General features: G+C 66.1%; 15 protein-coding genes. 4 read left to right on the plus strand and 11 right to left on the minus strand.

The window, feature by feature from the left end:
• Positions 1 to 6: 6 nt before the first annotated feature.
• The 6 genes from AC5P5R_RS14210 to AC5P5R_RS14235 all read right to left on the minus strand — a co-directional run bounded on the left by AC5P5R_RS14210 (position 7) and on the right by AC5P5R_RS14235 (position 5,717).
• A complete protein-coding gene (locus AC5P5R_RS14210) occupies positions 7 to 510 on the minus strand; it encodes a hypothetical protein (protein WP_164281589.1) in 504 nt (167 codons plus the stop codon).
• A 217-nt stretch (positions 511 to 727) separates the two neighbouring features.
• Positions 728 to 2,608 (minus strand): propionate--CoA ligase, encoded by a 1,881-nt coding sequence (gene prpE, locus AC5P5R_RS14215; protein WP_495226392.1) that lies wholly within the window; start codon positions 2,606 to 2,608, stop codon positions 728 to 730.
• 344 nt (positions 2,609 to 2,952) lie between these two features.
• Entirely contained in the window at positions 2,953 to 3,093 is a 141-nt protein-coding gene (locus AC5P5R_RS14220) for a hypothetical protein (RefSeq protein WP_154329255.1), read from the minus strand.
• Positions 3,094 to 3,383: 290 nt separating this feature from the next.
• Positions 3,384 to 3,998, minus strand: a complete 615-nt coding sequence (locus AC5P5R_RS14225; RefSeq protein ID WP_059033261.1) for an RluA family pseudouridine synthase — start codon at positions 3,996 to 3,998, stop codon at positions 3,384 to 3,386.
• Positions 3,999 to 4,120: 122 nt separating this feature from the next.
• Positions 4,121 to 5,107 (minus strand): malate dehydrogenase, encoded by a 987-nt coding sequence (locus AC5P5R_RS14230; RefSeq protein ID WP_004153634.1) that lies wholly within the window; start codon positions 5,105 to 5,107, stop codon positions 4,121 to 4,123.
• 118 nt (positions 5,108 to 5,225) lie between these two features.
• Positions 5,226 to 5,717 (minus strand): peptidylprolyl isomerase, encoded by a 492-nt coding sequence (locus tag AC5P5R_RS14235; RefSeq protein WP_005408225.1) that lies wholly within the window; start codon positions 5,715 to 5,717, stop codon positions 5,226 to 5,228.
• 273 nt (positions 5,718 to 5,990) lie between these two features.
• Between AC5P5R_RS14235 and typA the strand changes: the two genes are divergently transcribed.
• From typA to AC5P5R_RS14250, 3 genes are read left to right on the plus strand one after another with little or no spacing between them, the layout of a single operon-like run.
• Complete coding sequence (gene typA, locus AC5P5R_RS14240; RefSeq protein ID WP_005412346.1) at positions 5,991 to 7,838, plus strand: translational GTPase TypA; 1,848 nt, start codon at positions 5,991 to 5,993, stop codon at positions 7,836 to 7,838.
• Positions 7,839 to 7,849: 11 nt separating this feature from the next.
• A complete protein-coding gene (locus AC5P5R_RS14245) occupies positions 7,850 to 8,317 on the plus strand; it encodes a DUF2127 domain-containing protein (protein WP_005408223.1) in 468 nt (155 codons plus the stop codon).
• A gap of 41 nt (positions 8,318 to 8,358) precedes the next feature.
• A complete protein-coding gene (locus AC5P5R_RS14250) occupies positions 8,359 to 9,981 on the plus strand; it encodes an amidase (protein ID WP_099596480.1) in 1,623 nt (540 codons plus the stop codon).
• Between the two features lie 91 nt (positions 9,982 to 10,072).
• Here the strand turns inward: AC5P5R_RS14250 and AC5P5R_RS14255 are convergent, their stop codons facing one another.
• Both AC5P5R_RS14255 and AC5P5R_RS14260 read right to left on the minus strand, forming a co-directional pair.
• A complete protein-coding gene (locus AC5P5R_RS14255; RefSeq protein WP_059033257.1) occupies positions 10,073 to 11,257 on the minus strand; it encodes a mechanosensitive ion channel family protein in 1,185 nt (394 codons plus the stop codon).
• 845 nt (positions 11,258 to 12,102) lie between these two features.
• Positions 12,103 to 13,494, minus strand: a complete 1,392-nt coding sequence (locus AC5P5R_RS14260) for a class II 3-deoxy-7-phosphoheptulonate synthase (protein WP_012479239.1) — start codon at positions 13,492 to 13,494, stop codon at positions 12,103 to 12,105.
• A 221-nt stretch (positions 13,495 to 13,715) separates the two neighbouring features.
• Here AC5P5R_RS14260 and AC5P5R_RS14265 point away from each other — a divergent pair, with 221 nt between their 5' ends.
• On the plus strand, positions 13,716 to 15,842 hold the full coding sequence (locus tag AC5P5R_RS14265) for a TonB-dependent receptor (RefSeq protein WP_111722874.1): 2,127 nt from the start codon (positions 13,716 to 13,718) through the stop codon (positions 15,840 to 15,842).
• An 88-nt stretch (positions 15,843 to 15,930) separates the two neighbouring features.
• Here the strand turns inward: AC5P5R_RS14265 and AC5P5R_RS14270 are convergent, their stop codons facing one another.
• The 3 genes from AC5P5R_RS14270 to AC5P5R_RS14280 all read right to left on the minus strand — a co-directional run bounded on the left by AC5P5R_RS14270 (position 15,931) and on the right by AC5P5R_RS14280 (position 18,242).
• Entirely contained in the window at positions 15,931 to 16,437 is a 507-nt protein-coding gene (locus AC5P5R_RS14270; protein WP_049432774.1) for a disulfide bond formation protein B, read from the minus strand.
• 231 nt (positions 16,438 to 16,668) lie between these two features.
• Positions 16,669 to 17,052, minus strand: a complete 384-nt coding sequence (gene rplQ / locus AC5P5R_RS14275; protein WP_005408217.1) for a 50S ribosomal protein L17 — start codon at positions 17,050 to 17,052, stop codon at positions 16,669 to 16,671.
• Between the two features lie 191 nt (positions 17,053 to 17,243).
• A complete protein-coding gene (locus AC5P5R_RS14280) occupies positions 17,244 to 18,242 on the minus strand; it encodes a DNA-directed RNA polymerase subunit alpha (RefSeq protein WP_005408216.1) in 999 nt (332 codons plus the stop codon).
• Positions 18,243 to 18,245: the final 3 nt, after the last annotated feature.

The following is an 18,245-nucleotide window of genomic DNA, read 5'->3' on the forward strand; positions in this document are numbered from 1 at the left end:
GGTGGCTCAGGCCTGCACGACCTCGCCGCCACCATTGACCACGGCGGCCTGGGTTTCCTGCCACCAGCGCTGCGCCAGCGCCGGGCTGCGCGCCTTGCCCACCGCCGCCAGCAGTTCCGGGCACAGGCGTTCCAACGCAAGTGCATCGGTGCAGCGTTCAATCTTCAACTGCATGAAGTAGCCCTTCAGGCCCAGGTGGCGCCGCACCGCCTCGCTCATCGCGTCGTAGAGCTGCTGGTACAACGCCGGATCCTGTTCGCGGCCGGTGCTGATGCCACGTACCGGTGCCACCTCGGCATTGCCACCGATCACTTCGATCAGGCCCTGCGCTTCCAGCTGCTCCAGTGCATCGTCCGGCGCGCGCAGGCCTTCGAACAGGCCACGCAATTCAGTGTCATCGCGATGGCCGTCGACCATCAGCAGGATCGAACGCAGTGCCGCCGGCAGGCGCCGGCCACGGTCTTCGATTTCCTGACGGCCAGCAGCCGTCTTGGCGTGCAGCAATGCCATTGCCTCCCCCTCCCTCGATGCGCAATGCCGGCGCGCCCTGACGGGCACGCCCCCCTGTGTGCCATCCCCGGACGGCACGCGCCTTCCCCGGCGCGCGCCGCGTATTGCAGGTCGATGACAGGCCGAGCTTAGCGCAAGTGCCGCGGGTAGTGCCGGCCGCTGGCCGGCAACCTCGGGATTGAGTGGGGGGTGCCGGCCAGTAGCCGGCACTACCGGATCAACGGGCCAGCGCGCGGCGGATCTCCTCCAGCGCGCTGGGGTCGTCCAGCGTCGACAGGTCACCCGGGTCGCGCTGTTCGGCCAGCGCCTGCAGCGAGCGCCGCAGCAGCTTGCCGGAGCGGGTCTTGGGCAGTGCATTGACCACGTGTACGTGCGCCGGGCGTGCGACCGCGCCGAGCGAGGTGGTCACCGTCGCCATCATCTCGGCCACCACCGGCGCCGGATCCTCGCCATCCAGGCCCTGCTTGAGGGTGACGAACACCAGCGGCACCTGCCCCTTCAGTTCATCCTTGACCCCGATCACGGCGGCCTCGGCCACCCGCGGATGGCTGGAAATGGCCTCCTCGATCTCGCGCGTGCCCAGACGGTGCCCGGCTACATTGATGACATCATCGGTGCGACCGAGGATGAAGGTGTAGCCATCGTCGTCGCGGATCGCCCAGTCCAGCGAGCTGTACAGCAGTTCCTTGAAGTGGCTGAAGTAGCTCTGCAGGAAGCGACTGTCATCATTCCACACCGTGCTCATGCAGCCCGGCGGCAACGGCGGCGACACCACCAGCACGCCTTTCTGCCCCGGTGCGACTTCCTCACCGGTGTTCTCGTCGATCACCTTCATCCGATAGCCGAGATTGGGGAAACCCGGCGAACCGAAGCGCACCGGCTTCATCTCCAGGCCCGGCAGCAGGGTCAGTGCCGGCCAGCCGGTTTCGGTCTGCCAGTAGTTGTCGATGATCGGCTTGCCGAGCGCTTCGCTGATCCAGTGCGCGGTCGGCTCGTCGAGCGGCTCGCCAGCCAGGAACAGGTACTTCAGCGCACGCAGGTCGTGGCGATGGATGAAGTCTGCGTCGTGCTTCTTCAGCACGCGGATGGCGGTGGGCGAAGAGAACATCGTGCGCACGTTGTACTGCTCGCACAGTGCCCACCAGATGCCCGGGTCCGGGTTGGTCGGCAGCCCTTCGTACAGCAGCGACGTGCAGCCACCGATCAGCGGGCCGTACACGTTGTAGGAGTGGCCCACCGCCCAGCCGACATCGGAGGTGGAGAACATCACCTGGCCCGGCTTGCAGTCGAACACGGTCTCCATCGACTGCGCCATCGCCACCGCATAGCCGCCCACATCGCGCTGCACGCCCTTCGGCTTGCCGGTGGTGCCGGAGGTGTACAGCAGGTAGCTCGGCTCGCTCGCTTCCAGCCACTGCACCGGCACGTCGACTTCACCGATCTGCGCACGCAGCGTCGCGTAGTCCACGTCACGGCCCGGCACGCAGGGTTCGGCGGCATCCAGCCCACGCGACACGATCAGAACGTGCGGTGGCGGCGACGCCGCTTCGGCGCAGGCGGCGTCGACCATCGGCTTGTACGGAATCAGCTTGCCACCGCGCATACCGGCGTCGGCCGCGATCAGCAGCTTGGGCTTGGCATCGTCGATGCGCAGCGCCAGGTTGTGCGCGGCGAAGCCACCGAACACCACCGAGTGCACCGCACCGATGCGCGCGCAGGCCAGCATCGCAAACACCGCCTCGGCCATGTTCGGCATGTAGATCACCACGCGGTCACCGTGGCCGACACCGAGGTGCTTGAGTACCGCGGCGAAGTCGTTCACTTCGCGGTACAGCTGGCGATAGGTGATCTCGCGTGTGCTGTTGGTTTCGGTGGAGATGGCGACCAGCGCGAGCTGGTCGGCGCGCTCGGCCAGGTGGCGGTCGACGGCGTTGTAGCAGAGATTGGTTTCGCCGCCGACGAACCAGCGCCGGAACGGCGGGTTGCTGTAGTCGAGCACCTGCTGCGGCGGTTTATGCCAATGGATGCGCTTGGCTTCCTCGCCCCAGAAGGCCTCCGGCTCGTCGATCGAGCGACGGTAGGTTTCCTCGTAGTTCATGACGCAGCCCTCCCAGACAAAGTCATGGGTTCGAGGATAGTCCGGTGCTGCCGCGCGGGCCGCCCTACCTTGGTAGGGGGTGGGGTTTGTTATGCAGGGCTTGCAGCCCTGCACCCGCGGTAGTGCCGGCCGCTGGCCGGCAACCTCAGAAGCAACAGCCGAAGCAACAGCAGAAGCTGGCTTACTGGGGGATGGCGGGGTGGGTCCGATTGCGGGGGACGCCGTGAATCCGTCCTTGGAGGCTCGGTCGCCGCTTGCTCGTGTGCGCAGTCCTGCGCACACGGCAAGACCGGGGTTGGGCGTCCTGCCCAACCCGCCCGAGGCATGCCTCGGGCCCATGCGGCTCACGCCCCCGCCACCGGACCCACCCCGCCTTCGACAGATTCCGCGATCTGCCGGAACGGCATATTGTTCTGGTCGGTGTCGACCTTGGTCGACTGCTCTGGTAGGTGTTGACCTTGGTCGACGCGGTAGATCCACGCCATGCGTGGATGGTTCATTCGATATCTGACAGAAAAATCGTGTCGACCAAGGTCGACACCTACCAACAGCTGCGCGGAACAACGGCCACCGCTACCAACAGCCGAGTGAACCTGTCGAAGGTGGGGCGGTGTCGAAGTGCGGGGTGTCAGCCGCATGGATGCGGCTGCCAAGCCTACACGGACGTACTTGCGGCGGCCCCGCACTTCGACACCGTCCCGCCAACCCACGTATAGCCCGCTTTTGACGTTGACGTTGATTCTGCGGGTGCAGGGCTGCAAGCCCTGCCGACCCCCTAGAACGGAGCCGCAGACTCGAACGCGAGCACCTCGCCCGTCACCGGGTGGGTGAACTGCAGGCTGCACGCATGCAGATGCACGCGGTGCGCCGGTGCCGCGTCATACAGCACGTCGCCAACAATCGGATGGCCAATACTGGCCATGTGCAACCGCAGCTGATGGCTGCGGCCAGTGATCGGTTCCAACGCCACGCGCGTGCGCCGCGCTTCTACATCACGCGCCAGCACGCGCCAGCGGGTCAACGCCGGCTTGCCGCGTTCGTGATCGACCATCTGCTTCGGCCGGTTCGGCCAGTCAACGATCAACGGCAGGTCCACTTCGCCGGAATCACCCTCGAGCAGCCCCTGCACCACCGCTTCATACCGCTTGCCAACCTGGCGCTGCTCGAACTGCTTCGACAATGCGGCCTGCGTCTCCTTGCCGCGCGCGTGCAGCAGCAGGCCCGAGGTCACCTGGTCCAGCCGGTGCACGGTCAACGCATCCGGATACAGCGCCTGCAGGCGCGCGACCACGCAGTCCTGGTTCTCGGCGCTGCGGCCGGGTACGGACAACAGGCCAGCCGGCTTCTCGGCCACCAGCAGTGCGTCATCGATGTAGTGCAGGTGGATCATGCGGTTCCAGGAATTCCAAATGAAAACGGGGAAGCCGAAGCCTCCCCGTTTTCTGCGTACCAACCAACGTTCGGTACCTACCTTGATGGAAGACGTACCGGCCGGAGCCGGTACCGCCTGCATCAGCCCAGCAGGTGGGCGACGCCGGCGCGCTCTTCTTCCAGCTCGGCCAGGGTCTTGTCGATGTACTTCTGGCTGAAGTCGTCGATCGGCAGGTCCTTGACCAGGGTGTACTTGCCGTTCTCGGTGGTCACCGCGAAGCCGAAGATCACGCCTTCCGGAATGCCGTAGGAACCGTCGGACGGCACGCCCATGGTGACCCACTTGCCGTTGCTGCCCAGCACCCAGTCACGCACGTGGTCGATCGCTGCGTTGGCGGCCGAAGCAGCCGAGGACGAGCCACGGGCTTCGATGATCGCCGCGCCGCGCTTGCCGACGGTCGGGATGAAGGTGTTGGCGTTCCACTCCTGGTCGTTGATCGCATCGGCGATCGACGCACCATCGGCGGTGGCGAAACGGTAGTCCGGGTACATGGTCGGGCTGTGGTTGCCCCACACCACCAGCTTCTCCATGCCACCGACCGGCTTGCCGAGCTTGGTCGACAGCTGGCTCAGCGCGCGGTTGTGGTCCAGGCGCAGCATGGCGGTGAAGTTTTCCGGCTTCAGGTCCGGGGCCGACTTCATCGCGATGTAGGCGTTGGTGTTGGCCGGGTTGCCGACCACCAGCACCTTCACGTCACGGCTGGCGACCTTGTTCAGCGCTGCACCCTGGGCGGTGAAGATCTTGGCGTTCTCCAGCAGCAGGTCCTTGCGCTCCATGCCCGGGCCGCGCGGACGTGCGCCGACCAGCAGGGCGATGTCGGCGTCCTTGAACGCGACTTCGGCGTCATCGGTGCCGACCATGCCGGCCAGCAGCGGGAAGGCACAGTCTTCCAGCTCCATCATCACGCCCTTCAGGGCGGCCTGGGCCTTGTCCACCGGCAGTTCCAGCAGCTGCAGGATGACCGGCTGGTCCTTGCCCAGCATTTCGCCGGAGGCGATGCGGAACAGCAGGGCATAACCGATCTGGCCGGCGGCGCCGGTCACGGCAACACGAACGGGTGCTTTCATGGGGGTTTCCTCTTGCTTGCAAGCGTTTGATGGGACGCCGCGGGCAGAGCCACGCAGGCCAGGCGGGCGGCGGGGAACAGGGAAACGGCCACCCATGGGTGGCCGTTTCGAAGGGGGATCAGGCGGCGAGGTGCTTGTTCCACTCCGCGACGCGGTCGGCCTGGGCGGCCAGCACGGCGTCGACGTCGCCTTCCAGGGTGATCGAATGGATCACGTCGCCCTGCTTGACCGAATCAACGATGGCCTGGCCTTCCAGGACCTTGCCGAAGACGGTGTGGCGGCCGTCCAGCCAGTCGGTCTTGATGTGGGTGATGAAGAACTGGCTGCCGTTGGTGTTCGGGCCGGCGTTGGCCATCGACAGCGAGCCGACCTCGTGCTTCACGCCGTTCTTCTCGTCTTCGAACTTGTAGCCCGGGCCGCCGGTGCCACGACCCTGCGGGCAGCCGCCCTGGATCATGAAGTCGGCGATCACGCGGTGGAAGATCAGGCCGTCATAGAAGCCGTGCTTGACCAGGTTCACGAAGTTGGCCACGGTCAGCGGCGCCTTGTCGGCGAACAGCTCGACCTTGATCGGGCCCTGGGTGGTGTCGAAAGTGGCGATGAGGGACATGAAGATCCTTGATGCAGAGGGGAACGCGTCTAGCCACCTAGTTTACACCTGCCTCGTGGCGGCGGCGGCTTCGACCATCGGTGAAGAACCCGGCTTCAGCCCGTGGACGGGAAGCCGCGTCTCCGGGCGCTGGCGGCCCCGGCCGACACGGCGGACAGCCAGCTGAATGGGCCCCGCGACGGATGTGAAATCCACCTTTTCGCGAATCGTCAAGTTCGACGTATAATGTTGGACTTCTTTTTCCAAATCCGGCGCCGACTGGCCCCCTTTCGTATGTCCATCGAAAATCTTCGCAACATCGCCATCGTCGCCCACGTCGACCATGGCAAGACCACCCTGGTCGACCAGCTGCTGAAGCAGTCCGGCACCCTGTCCGAGCGCACCGTCCTCGCCGAGCGCGTGATGGACAGCAACGACCAGGAAAAGGAACGCGGCATCACCATCCTGGCCAAGAACACCGCCATCACCTGGGAAGACAAGAAGACCGGCATCAAGAACCGGATCAACATCGTCGACACCCCCGGCCACGCCGACTTCGGTGGTGAGGTCGAGCGCGTGCTGTCGATGGTCGATACCGTGCTGATCCTGGTCGACGCGATGGACGGCCCGATGCCGCAGACCCGCTTCGTGACCCAGAAGGCCTTCGCGATGGGCTTCAAGCCGATCGTCGTGGTCAACAAGGTCGACCGTCCGGGCGCCCGTCCGGAATGGGTGATCGACCAGGTCTTCGACCTGTTCGACAAGCTCGGCGCCACCAACGAGCAGCTGGACTTCCCGATCGTCTACGCCTCGGGCCTGAACGGCTATGCCGGCCTGGAAGACACCGTGCGCGACGGCGACATGACCCCGCTGTACGAAGCGATCATGCAGCACGCGCCGAAGCCGGAAGTGGATCCGGAAGGCCCGTTCCAGATGCGCATCAGCCAGCTGGACTACAACAACTTCGTGGGCGTGATCGGCATCGGCCGCATCCAGCGTGGCACCCTGAAGAAGAACATGCAGGTCGCGGTCATCGACCGTGAAGGCAAGAAGCGCAACGGCAAGGTGCTGCAGGTGCTGGGCTTCATGGGCCTGGAGCGCATCGAGCAGGATTCGGCCGAGGCCGGCGACATCGTGGCCATCTCCGGCATCCAGGAGCTGACCATCTCCGACACCATCTGCGCACCGGACTTCCCGGAAGCGCTGCCGGCGCTGACCGTCGACGAGCCGACCATCTCGATGACCTTCCAGGTCAACAACTCGCCGTTCGCCGGCAACAAGGACCTGTCCGGTGGCAAGTTCCTGACCAGCCGCCAGATCAAGGACCGCCTGGACCGTGAAAAGGTCCACAACGTGGCCCTGAAGGTCGAGCAGCTGGAAGACGCCGACAAGTTCCTGGTCTCCGGCCGTGGCGAACTGCACCTGTCGGTGCTGATCGAGAACATGCGCCGCGAAGGCTACGAGCTGGCCGTGTCGCGCCCGGAAGTGATCATCAAGGAAATCGACGGCCAGCTGATGGAGCCGATCGAGCAGCTGGTGGTGGACATCGAAGAAATCCACCAGGGCGGCGTGATGGAAAAGCTGGGCACCCGCAAGGGCCAGCTGAAGAACATGGAATCGGACGGCAAGGGCCGCGTGCGCCTGGAGTACCAGATCCCGGCCCGTGGCCTGATCGGCTTCCAGAACGAGTTCAAGACCCTGACCCAGGGTTCGGGCCTGCTGTTCCACGTGTTCGACCACTACGGTCCGAAGGAACAGGGCGCGATTGCCAAGCGCATCAACGGCGTGATGATCGCCAATGCACCGGGCACCACGCCGGCCTACTCGCTGGGCCCGCTGCAGGAGCGCGGCAAGCTGTTCGCTGCTGAAGGCGACAACGTGTATGAAGGTCAGCTGGTCGGCATCCACTCCAAGGACAACGACCTGACCGTCAACGCGATCAAGACCAAGCCGCTGACCAACATGCGCGCTTCGGGCAAGGACGATGCGATCCAGCTGACCCCGGCGATCAAGTACTCGCTGGAACAGGCCCTGGACTTCATCGAAGACGACGAGCTGGTCGAGATCACCCCGAAGGAGATCCGCCTGCGCAAGAAGTTCCTGACCGAGAGCGATCGCAAGAAGGCTTCGCGCGGCGGCTGAGCCAGCACCCCGTGAACCAGAGCGGCTACAACCCGGATCCACACCGGCATCCGGGTCTGCACGTCATCGCCCTGCTCGAAGCGAGCAAGGCGATGCTGGCGCTGTTGGCCGCCACCGGGCTGGAAGTGCTCGGACCGCAGCCGCTGCGGCACGGCATCATGGCCCTGATCCGGCGTTTCAGCCTGGATCCGGATCATGGCACCCTGCCCTCGCTGCTGCACATGATCAGTCCCGACGCGGTCCACCTGGCCGCGGCGGGGATGATCGGCTACGGCCTGCTGCACCTGGTCGAAGCCTGGGGCCTGTGGCGGGCCAAGGCCTGGGCGTCCTGGCTGGGCTGCCTGACCGCCGCCCTGTACCTGCCTTTCGACATCTTCGCGATCATCCGCCATCCCGGCTGGCCGTCATGGACGATCCTGGCGATCAACCTGATCGTGGTCTACGTCCTCGCCCGCGATCTGCGCAAGCGCCACCGCTGAGCACCGGCTACACTGGGGATTGGAGCCGACCAAGCCGCCCCATGCGCCCGTCCTTGCCGCCTCTGCTGACCTGCCTGCTCGCCGCGCTGCCGGCGCTGCTTTCGGCTGGCTGCAGCCCGGCCACGCCCAGCGCGCATGCGGCCGAACCTGCGAGCCGCAACGTGCCGTTCCCGTACGCCGAAACCGATGTCGCCGACCTGCAGGCGCGGATGACTGCCGGAGATCTGGACAGCACCACCCTGACCCAGGCCTACCTGCAGCGTATCGCCGCCCTGGACCGCACCGGGCCCCGCCTGCGCGCGGTGATCGAGCTCAACCCCGACGCCCTGAAGGAAGCCGCCGCACGCGACCGCGAGCGCCACGAAGGGCGCCTGCGTGGGCCACTGCATGGCATCCCCCTGCTGCTGAAGGACAACATCAACGCCGCACCGATGGTCACCAGTGCCGGCTCACTGGCCCTGCAGGGCTTCCGTCCGGACGATGCCTACCTGGTACGCCGGCTGCGCGAGGCTGGCGCCGTAGTGCTGGGCAAGACCAACCTCAGCGAGTGGGCCAACTTCCGCGGCAATGACTCCATCTCCGGCTGGAGCGCGCGCGGCGGCCAGACCCGCAACCCCTACCGCATCAGCCATTCACCGTGCGGTTCCAGCAGCGGCAGCGCGGTGGCCGTGGCCGCCAACCTGGCCAGCGTGGCGATCGGCACCGAAACCGACGGCAGCATCGTCTGCCCGGCCGCGATCAACGGCGTGGTCGGTCTGAAGCCGACGGTCGGGCTGGTCAGTCGTGATGGCATCGTGCCGATCTCCTTCAGCCAGGACACCGCCGGCCCGATGACCCGCAGCGTCGCCGATGCTGCTGCCGTGCTGACTGCGATCGCCGGCCGCGATGACGCCGATCCCGCCACCGCGACCATGCCCGGCCGTGCGGTCTACGACTACACCGCGCGCCTGGACCCGCAGGGCCTGCGCGGCAAACGCATCGGTCTGCTGCAGACGCCGCTGCTGAAGTACCGCGGCATGCCGCCGCTGATCGATCAGGCAGCGACCGAGCTGCGTCGCGCCGGCGCCGTGGTGGTGCCAGTGGAGCTGCCCAACCAGGGCGCGTGGGCCGAGGCTGAGCGCACGCTGCTGCTGTACGAATTCAAGGCCGGGCTGGAGCGCTACTTCAGCACCCACCGCGCGCCACTGCGCAGCCTGGCCGAACTGATCGCCTTCAACCAGGCGCACAGCAAGCAGGAACTGGGCCTGTTCGGCCAGGAGCTGCTGGTGGAGGCCGATGCCACCACCGGCCTGGCAGACCCTGCCTACATCCGCGCGCGCAGTGATGCGCGCCGGTTGGCCGGTCCGGAAGGCATCGATGCAGCCCTCGCCGCCCATCAGCTCGATGCGCTGGTGGCGCCGACCACCGGTGTGGCGTGGCCGATCCGCAGCGAAGGCGACGACTTCCCCGGCGAGAGCTACAGCGCCGCTGCCGTGGCCGGTTACCCCAGCCTGACCGTGCCGATGGGCCAGATCAACGGCCTTCCCGTCGGCCTGCTGTTCATGGGCACCGCCTGGAGCGAGCCGAAGCTGATCGAAATGGCCTACGCCTACGAGCAGCGCACCCGTGCGCGGCGGCCGCCACACTTTGATACCGATGCGCTGATCGACGCCGGCGAACCCTGAGCTCCGGTGACGCCGCGACATCTTGCTTCCGGTAGTGCCGGCCGCTGGCCGGCAGCTCGATCGCTCCGGCGTTGCCGGCCAGCGGCCGGCACTACCGATCCTGCGGCTCCTCCGGCACGATCGCGGCCTCACCATCTTCAGCACCTGGCGAACGCACATCCGAGGTGCGTGTACGTGGACCACGCGGCATATCCAGCTCGTCTTCGTGTTGCAGCCGCGCACGCACCTGCGGCAACGACTGCGGATGCTCACGTGCGAGGAAATCGAGCATGCGTTCGCGCACCAGGCAGCGAAGATCAAAGGCATCACCGGAACTGCGCGCGCTGACCAGCAGACGCACCTGGATCGCGCGCTCGTTGGTTTCGGTCACCTGGGTCACGCAGACGCGCCCATCCCATAGCGCCTGGCCATGGCAGATGCGCTCCAGCTCGGCACGGATCGCCGCGATCGGTGCCCGATAGTCCAGCCACAGAAACGCAGTGCCGAGCAGATCGGCACTGCGCCGCGTCCAGTTCTGGAACGGGTTCTCGATGAACCAGGTCAAGGGCACCACCATCCGCCGCTCATCCCAGATCCGCACCACCACGTAGCTGCTGCCGATCTCCTCGATGCGTCCCCACTCGCCTTCGACGATCACCACGTCGTCCAGGCGGATCGGCTGCGTCAGTGCGATCTGCAGGCCGGCGATGAGGTTGCCGAACACCGGCTTGGCGGCGATGCCCGCCACCAGCCCGATCAGGCCTGCCGACGCCAGCAGCGCCGTGCCGATCTTCTGCACCATCGGGAAGGTCAACAGCACCAGCGACGCACCGAGCACGATGATGCCGCCCATCAACACCCTGCTGAGCACGCGCGTCTGGGTCTGGATGCGGCGTGCCTCCAGGTTGTCGGAGACATCGATGGGATGGCTGCGCAGGATCGCGCGCTCGCCCGCCGCCACCGCGCGTACCAGCAGCCAGACGAAGCAGGCCATCAATGCAATGTGCAGTCCGTGCTGCAGATGGCCCAGCAACGGATCCTGCAGCGGCGTCGCCTGCAAGGCGGGAATCAGCAGCAGCAGCGGCCACGCGGTGGCCAGCGGCAACCCGAGTACTCGACCGATACGCGCACGTCGGCGATCACGCCCTTTCAGCCGGTGATAGATCCACAGGATCAGCCACGCGCCTATGCCGCCCACCACTACGGCCAATCCCAACGGCCATGCGTAGGCCTGTGCGCTCTGCCAGTGCACCGTTGCCACCTCCAGTCGAACAACCAGGTGGACAGCCTCGCGCATGGCGCATGAGCGTCACGTCAGCCGTTCGTAAGCAGGGTGTTGGTCGGCAGGGCTTGCAGCCCTGCACCTGCTGCGTGCTGGAGCAACAGCCGAAGCAGAAGCAGAAGCGGATTTCCTGTGGGATGGCGGGGTGGGTCCGGTTGCGGGGGGCGCTGCAAGTCCCCCTCCGGGGCCCGGCCCAGCCGCCGGCGGCTGTGCGTTCGGGCGCTTGCGAAGCAGTGCTTCGCAAGCAAAGCGCCCTCACCCATGTAAGCTCGGTCGCCGCTTGCTCGTGTGCGCAGTCCTGCGCACACGGCAAGACCGGGGTTGGGCGTCCTGCCCAACCCGCCCGAGGCATGCCTCGGGCCCATGCGGCTCACGCCCCCGCAACCGGACCCACCCCGCCTTCGACAGTTTTCTGCGATCTGTCGGAACCTGCTGCTGATGGTGGGTGCCGACCGTTGGTCGGCACGGGGTCGGAGCCCATTTTGAATACTGCTATCTGACAGAAAAATCGTATCGACCAACGGTCGACACCTACCAACAGCCGCGCATGCCAATCGCCGCAGTTACCAGTAGATCCACGCCATGCGTGGATGATTCATTCGACATCTGACAGATGTGCCGACCAACGGTCGGCACCCACCAATAGCGACCTGAACCTGTCGAAGGTGGGGCGGTGTCGGAGTGCGGGGTGTCAGCCGCATGGATGCGGCTGCCAAGCTTACAGGGACGTACTTGCAGCGTCCCCGCACTCCGACACCGCCCCGCCAGCCCACGGAATGCAGGCTGTTGCCGCTGCTTCGGCTTTTGCCGTTGACGTTGATTGCAGCAGGTGCAGGGCTGCAAGCCCTGCCGAAAACCCCTTACCGCACTTGCTCCTGCTTGCGCACGATCGCCATCGCGATCTCCAGCGACTGCTCGTAATTCAACCGCGGGTCCACCGTTGAGCGATACGCACGCTCCAGGTCACGCTCGGTCAGTTCGCGCGCACCACCGGTGCATTCGGTCACGTCCTCGCCGGTCAGCTCCAGGTGCACGCCACCCAGGCGCGTGCCCGCGGCCGCATGCAGATCAAACGACATCTCCACTTCGCCACGCACATTGTCGAAGCGACGCGTCTTGAAGCCATTGGCAGTGCTTTCGGTGTTGCCATGCATCGCATCGCACACCCACAGCACGCGGCGGCCATCACGCTTGACGGCATCCAGCAGCGGCGGCAGCTTCTCGGCGATCTGCGCCGCACCCATGCGGTGGATGAAGCTCAGTCGACCCGGTTCGTCGTGCGGGTTGAGCACATCGATCAGGCGCAGCAGCTGGTCCGGCGTCACCGACGGGCCGACCTTGATCGCAATCGGATTGCGCACGCCACGCAGGTATTCCACGTGCGCGCCATCGAGCGCAGCCGTGCGCATGCCGATCCACGGGTAATGCGTGCTCAGGTTCAACCAGCCCTGCTGGCGCGGCACCTGGCGGGTCAGCGCCTGCTCGTAGGGCAGCAGCAGTGCTTCATGCGAGGTGTAGAAGTCGATGCGGTTCAGGTTGTGCACGCGGGCCCCGGCCAGGGTCTCCATGAAGTGCACCGCATCGCCGATCGAGGCCACCATCTTCTGGTACTCGGCCGCCAGCGGCGAGTGGCTTACCCACTCCAGGTTCCAGTATTCGGGGTGGTGCAGGTCGGCGAAACCACCGTCGATCAGCGCACGCACGAAGTTCATCGTCATCGCCGAATGCGCGTGGGCCTGCAGCATCCGCTTCGGGTCCGGCAGACGCGCTGCTTCAGTGAAAGCGGGGGCGTTGATCACATCGCCGCGGTAGCTCGGCAGGGTCACGCCGTCGCGGGTCTCGGTATCGGCCGAACGCGGCTTGGCGTACTGGCCGGCAAAGCGGCCAACGCGGATCACCGGCTGGCGCAGGCCGTGCACCAGCACCAGGCTCATCTGCAACAGTACCTTCAGCCGGTTGGAGATGGTGCCCGATTCGCAGTCGCTGAAGTTCTCGGCGCAGTCGCCGCCCTGCAGCAGGAAGCGCTTGCCTTCCTGGGCCTCGGCCAGCTGCTGCTTCAGCGCCAGGATCTCCCATGAGGTGACCAGCGGTGGCAGCCGCTTAAGCTCGTGCAGGGCCGCCTCCAGTGCTACCGGGTCGGGATAGGTCGGCATCTGCAGCGCGGTCTTGCCCCGCCAGCTCTCCGGCGACCAGGCAGCGCCGGCGGCGGTCGCGGCGGGATCGGGCACGGGCGGAACGGCGGACAGGCTCATTGCAGACTTCCGGGATGGGGGGCGGTCATGGTCGCAGAGCCGGCCGCTGACGCAAAGGGCCGGTCCGGCCTACCGGCTCGCCTGAACGGCAGAGAAAGGCCGACGCCAGCGGCCAGATCCTGCATGGTCAGCCGCCCGGGACAGGCGCATGATTTGTTACGGAGTAACACTTCAATGTCATGGACCGGCCCCTTCCACATCCAGCCGCCACCTCTCCCACCATGAAGCCCTCGCCCCTCGCTACCGGCATCACCTTCGCCCTGGCCCTGGCCAGCCTGCCCGCCTTCGCCTCGGCAGCCGACGCCCCCGCTTCGTCCGTCAAGGATCTGGATGCGGTCACCGTCCACGCCCAGCTCGACCAGGCCCGCAACACGCTGTCGCCGGACATCGGCAGCAGCCAGTACCAGATCACCGCCGAGGACATCCAGAAGCAGCCGCTGGGTGCCTCCGCGCCGCTCAGCCAAGTGCTGCTGCAGGCCCCTGGCGTGGTCCAGGACTCCTATGGCGGCGTGCACGTACGCGGCGACCACGCCAACCTGCAGTACCGCATCAACGGCGTGCTGCTGCCCGAATCGATCTCCGGCTTCGGCCAGACCCTGGACGCGCGCACCATCAAGAGCATCCGCCTGATGGACGGCGCACTGCCGGCGCAGTTCGGCGAGCGCACCGCAGCGGTGGTCGACATCACCACCCGCAACGGTGCCGAGCTGGGCAATGGCGGCAGCGCGGGGCTGACCACCGGCTCGTTCGGCAAGATCAATCCGAACGCCTCCTGGTGGGGCAACCAGGGGCGCTGGAGCTGGTTCCTGACCGGCAACTACGACCAGCATGAGGTCGGCCTGGAGAACCCCACCAACTCGCGCAAGCCGCTGCACGACGATACTCACCAGGGCAAGGCCTTCGCCGACCTCACCTACCTGGTCAACGACAACACCCGCCTGAGTGTGTTCGCCGGTTTCGCCAACAACCGCTTCCAGATCCCGGTCAACCCGGGCCAGACGCCACAGTTCGGATATCTGGACACCACCACCTTCGACTCCAGCCAGCTGGATGAGACCCAGCGCGAGACCACCCGCTTCGGGATGCTGGTGCTGCAGGGCACGTTGGGCAGCACCGCGTACCAGCTATCGGCCGGACAGCGCTACAGCGACGTGGCGTTCAACCCGGACGTGGTGGGCGACCTGGTGTTCAGCGGCGTCGCCTCGCAGGTCCAGCGCAGCAACCGCGCCAACACCCTGCAGGCCGACTTCTCAACGCCGTTGGGCAACGACCACACGCTGCGCTATGGCCTGTACGGCAATTACGAGAACGCGCGGGCCAGCAGCAACAGCTGGGTGTTCCCGGTTGATGACGGCGGCCAGCAGTCCGGCACGACACCGCTGTTGATCCCCGACCGCAGCGCGTTCCACGCCAGTACGCTGGCACTGTACGTACAGGACGAGTGGAAGATCGGCGACGACTGGACCGTGAACTACGGCCTGCGTGGCGACCGCTACAAGGCCTTCGGCCGCACCGAAGGCCAGCTCAGCCCGCGCGTGGGCGTGGTCTGGAATGCCAGCGACAGCACCACCGTGCACGCCGGCTATTCGCGCTACTTCACGCCACCGGCCAGCGAGTTGATTGCCAGCAGCGACATCGCGCTGTACGACGGCACCACCAACCAGCAGCCCAGCGGCGGCAACAACACGCCGCTGGCCGAGCGCAGCGACTACTACGACATCGGCGTCTCGCAGCAACTGGGCGAGCACCTGACCCTGGGCCTGGACGCGTATGACCGACGCGTCGCACGCCTGCAGGACGAAGGCCAGTTCGGCGCTGCCTACATCTATTCGACCTTCAACTACCGCCGTGGCCACATCCGCGGCCTGGAGTTCAGCGCCGACTACAGCAACGGTCCGTTCAGCGCCTACTTCAACGCCGCGCTGAACAAGGCCATCGGTACCGACGTCATCACCGGCCAGTACAACCTCGATCCGGATGCCCTGGCCTATGTGGCCAACCACTGGATCCACCTCGACCACGACCAGAAGCTGACATCATCGGGTGGTCTCAGCTACGCCTTCGCCGGACACAACCGGATCGGTGCCAACTACGTGTTCGGCAGCGGCCTGCGTTCCGACATCGAGGGCGTGCCCAACGGCGGCGAGCTGCCGTCGTACCTGCAGGTGAACCTCAGCGCCGGGCATGACTTCAACGCCGACAGCGGGCATCCGCTGCATGTCCAGCTGGCGGTGATCAACGCGCTGGACCGCAGCTACCAGCTGCGCGACGGTGGCGGCGTGGGTGTGTTCGCCCCGCAGTGGGGACCACGCCGCGGTGCCTACCTGAGCCTGCAGCAGGACTTCTGAGGTAGTGCCGGCCGCTGGCCGGCAATCCCACGGTATGCCGGCCAGCGGCCGGCACTACCCAGTAGAGCCACGCCATGCGTGGCCACGTTCAGCGCCTGACCTTGCGCAGCGACACCACCAGCGCCCACAGCGCCAGCAGCACGAACCACACGCCCGACCACATCGGCATGGTCAGGCCCAGGAACGTCCAGTCGATGTTGCCGCAGTTGCCGGTACCGGTCAGCACCGTGCGGAACACCTCCAGTGGCCCCATGGTCTCGCTCAGGAACGCCAGCGGCGGGCCACAGGTGGAACCCATTTCCGGCGGCAGCATCTGCACGTAGACGTGGCGCGCGGCGATGCCGACACCTACTGCCGCGGCAATGAAGGCCAGCACGCCATAGGTCGCGCGTCCCGGGCGGTTGGACGGACCATGCAGTGCACCGATCAGGAACAGCAGGCCCAGCGCAGCGAACGCCAGGCGCTGGAAGATGCACAACGGACACGGCTCCAGGCCCATCTTCAGCTGCAGGAAGATGGCGTAGCCAAGCAGGCCCGCGCAGATCAGGAAGCCCAGGAAGAACTGGGCGCGGAAGGGCCAGCGCAGTGGATTCATCGTCAACGCTCGAATGGATCAGGCGCCAAGCGTAACCGAGAGTGCGCACCGTCTGAACCGCCACACGGCACGCCTGTCGGAAGGGTGTGGGTCGCATTGTGCCGCAGGTAGCGCCGGGCCATGCCCGGCGAGCGTAGCGGATACGGAAACGCCGGGCATGGCCCGGCGCTACCAGAACGCAAAAGCCCGGCGGAGGCCGGGCTTTCGCTGTGTCGCGTTGGAGCGGTCCGATTACTCGGCCACTTCCTCGGCCACGACCGGACGGTCGACCAGCTCGACGTAGGCCATCGGCGCGTTGTCGCCGGCGCGGAAGCCGCACTTCAGCAGGCGCAGGTAGCCGCCCGGACGGTTCGCGTAGCGCGGGCCCAGGATGGTGAACAGGTTGCCCACGGCTTCGTTGTCGCGCAGGCGGGCGAAGGCCAGACGGCGGTTGGCGACGGAGTCGACCTTGGCCAGGGTGATCAGCGGCTCGGCAACGCGGCGCAGTTCCTTGGCCTTCGGCAGGGTGGTCTTGATCAGCTCGTGCTTGAACAGCGAGGCGGCCATGTTCTTGAACATCGCTTCGCGGTGGGCGCTGGTGCGGCTGAACTTACGGCCAGACTTCTGGTGACGCATGGTGATATTCCTTGGTTAATGATGTGGCTGTGTGGATCGTTGTCGCCATCCTGGCGTTGCTGCGCGGACTGCGGATGGTCCTGGCCGCCCGTCCTGGACGACCTGCCGCGCGAACCTGCGGTTCGTCATGGCATGGTGTGTTGCGTTGAAGGCCCCACCGCGAACGGTGGAGCCTTCAGGCATTACCGATATCAGCCCAGCATGCCGTGGCTGGCGACACCGGCCGGCGGCCAGTTCTCCAGCTTCATGCCGAGCGACAGGCCGCGCTGAGCCAGCACTTCCTTGATCTCGGTGAGCGACTTCTTGCCCAGGTTCGGGGTCTTCAGCAGCTCCACTTCGGTCTTCTGGATCAGATCGCCGATGTAGTAGATGCTTTCAGCCTTCAGGCAGTTGGCCGAACGCACGGTCAGCTCCAGATCGTCGATCGGGCGCAGCAGCACCGGATCCACGCCGTTGTTGGCCGGCTTGGCCGCACCGCGGTCGCGATGGGTGAAGTCACCGAACACCGACAGCTGGTCGCTGAGGATGTCGGCGGCGGTGCGCACGGCTTCCTCGGCGTCGATGGTGCCGTTGGTCTCGATATCGATGACCAGCTTGTCCAGGTCGGTACGCTGTTCGACGCGGGCCGCTTCCACGGCATAGGCGACGCGGCGGACCGGCGAGAACGAGGCATCCAGGACCAGGCGGCCGATGGCACGGGTTTCTTCGTCCGGACGACGACGCGCGGCAGCCGGCTGGTAGCCGAAACCACGTTCGATCTTCAGACGCATGTTGATTGCCGTGTCCTTGGTCAGGTGGCAGATCACATGGTCGCCGTTCAGGATCTCCACATTGTGGTCGACCTTGATGTCGGCAGCGGTGACAACGCCCGGGCCCTGCTTGGACAGGGACAGGGTGGCGCTGTCGCCGGAGTGCATACGGATGGCCACGTCCTTGAGGTTCAGCAGGACTTCGAGCACGTCCTCCTGCAGACCTTCGACCGTGGTGTACTCATGCAACACGCCGTCGATTTCGACTTCCGTGATGGCGAAGCCCGGGATGGACGACAGCAGCACGCGACGCAGGGCATTACCCAGCGTATGCCCGTAACCCCGCTCCAAAGGTTCGATAACGACCTTTGCACGGGTGTCGGTAAGGCGTTCGATCTGCGGACCGCGAGGACGCAGAACCTGGTTGGCGGTAACCGTCATGTT

It is taken from the genome of Stenotrophomonas sp. YJH_SMC_19, from assembly GCF_059367915.1.

Excerpts from the sequence above, each read along its gene's own strand:
- AC5P5R_RS14210 (WP_164281589.1), bottom strand. The coding sequence starts at position 510 with ATGGCATTGCTGCACGCCAAGACGGCTGCTGGCCGTCAGGAAATCGAA.
- prpE (WP_495226392.1), bottom strand. The coding sequence starts at position 2,608 with ATGAACTACGAGGAAACCTACCGTCGCTCGATCGACGAGCCGGAGGCC.
- AC5P5R_RS14220 (WP_154329255.1), bottom strand. The coding sequence starts at position 3,093 with ATGGCGTGGATCTACCGCGTCGACCAAGGTCAACACCTACCAGAGCAG.
- AC5P5R_RS14225 (WP_059033261.1), bottom strand. The coding sequence starts at position 3,998 with ATGATCCACCTGCACTACATCGATGACGCACTGCTGGTGGCCGAGAAG.
- AC5P5R_RS14230 (WP_004153634.1), bottom strand. The coding sequence starts at position 5,107 with ATGAAAGCACCCGTTCGTGTTGCCGTGACCGGCGCCGCCGGCCAGATC.
- AC5P5R_RS14235 (WP_005408225.1), bottom strand. The coding sequence starts at position 5,717 with ATGTCCCTCATCGCCACTTTCGACACCACCCAGGGCCCGATCAAGGTC.
- typA (WP_005412346.1), top strand. The coding sequence starts at position 5,991 with ATGTCCATCGAAAATCTTCGCAACATCGCCATCGTCGCCCACGTCGAC.
- AC5P5R_RS14250 (WP_099596480.1), top strand. The coding sequence starts at position 8,359 with ATGCGCCCGTCCTTGCCGCCTCTGCTGACCTGCCTGCTCGCCGCGCTG.
- AC5P5R_RS14255 (WP_059033257.1), bottom strand. The coding sequence starts at position 11,257 with ATGCGCGAGGCTGTCCACCTGGTTGTTCGACTGGAGGTGGCAACGGTG.
- AC5P5R_RS14260 (WP_012479239.1), bottom strand. The coding sequence starts at position 13,494 with ATGAGCCTGTCCGCCGTTCCGCCCGTGCCCGATCCCGCCGCGACCGCC.
- AC5P5R_RS14265 (WP_111722874.1), top strand. The coding sequence starts at position 13,716 with ATGAAGCCCTCGCCCCTCGCTACCGGCATCACCTTCGCCCTGGCCCTG.
- AC5P5R_RS14270 (WP_049432774.1), bottom strand. The coding sequence starts at position 16,437 with ATGAATCCACTGCGCTGGCCCTTCCGCGCCCAGTTCTTCCTGGGCTTC.
- rplQ (WP_005408217.1), bottom strand. The coding sequence starts at position 17,052 with ATGCGTCACCAGAAGTCTGGCCGTAAGTTCAGCCGCACCAGCGCCCAC.
- AC5P5R_RS14280 (WP_005408216.1), bottom strand. The coding sequence starts at position 18,242 with ATGACGGTTACCGCCAACCAGGTTCTGCGTCCTCGCGGTCCGCAGATC.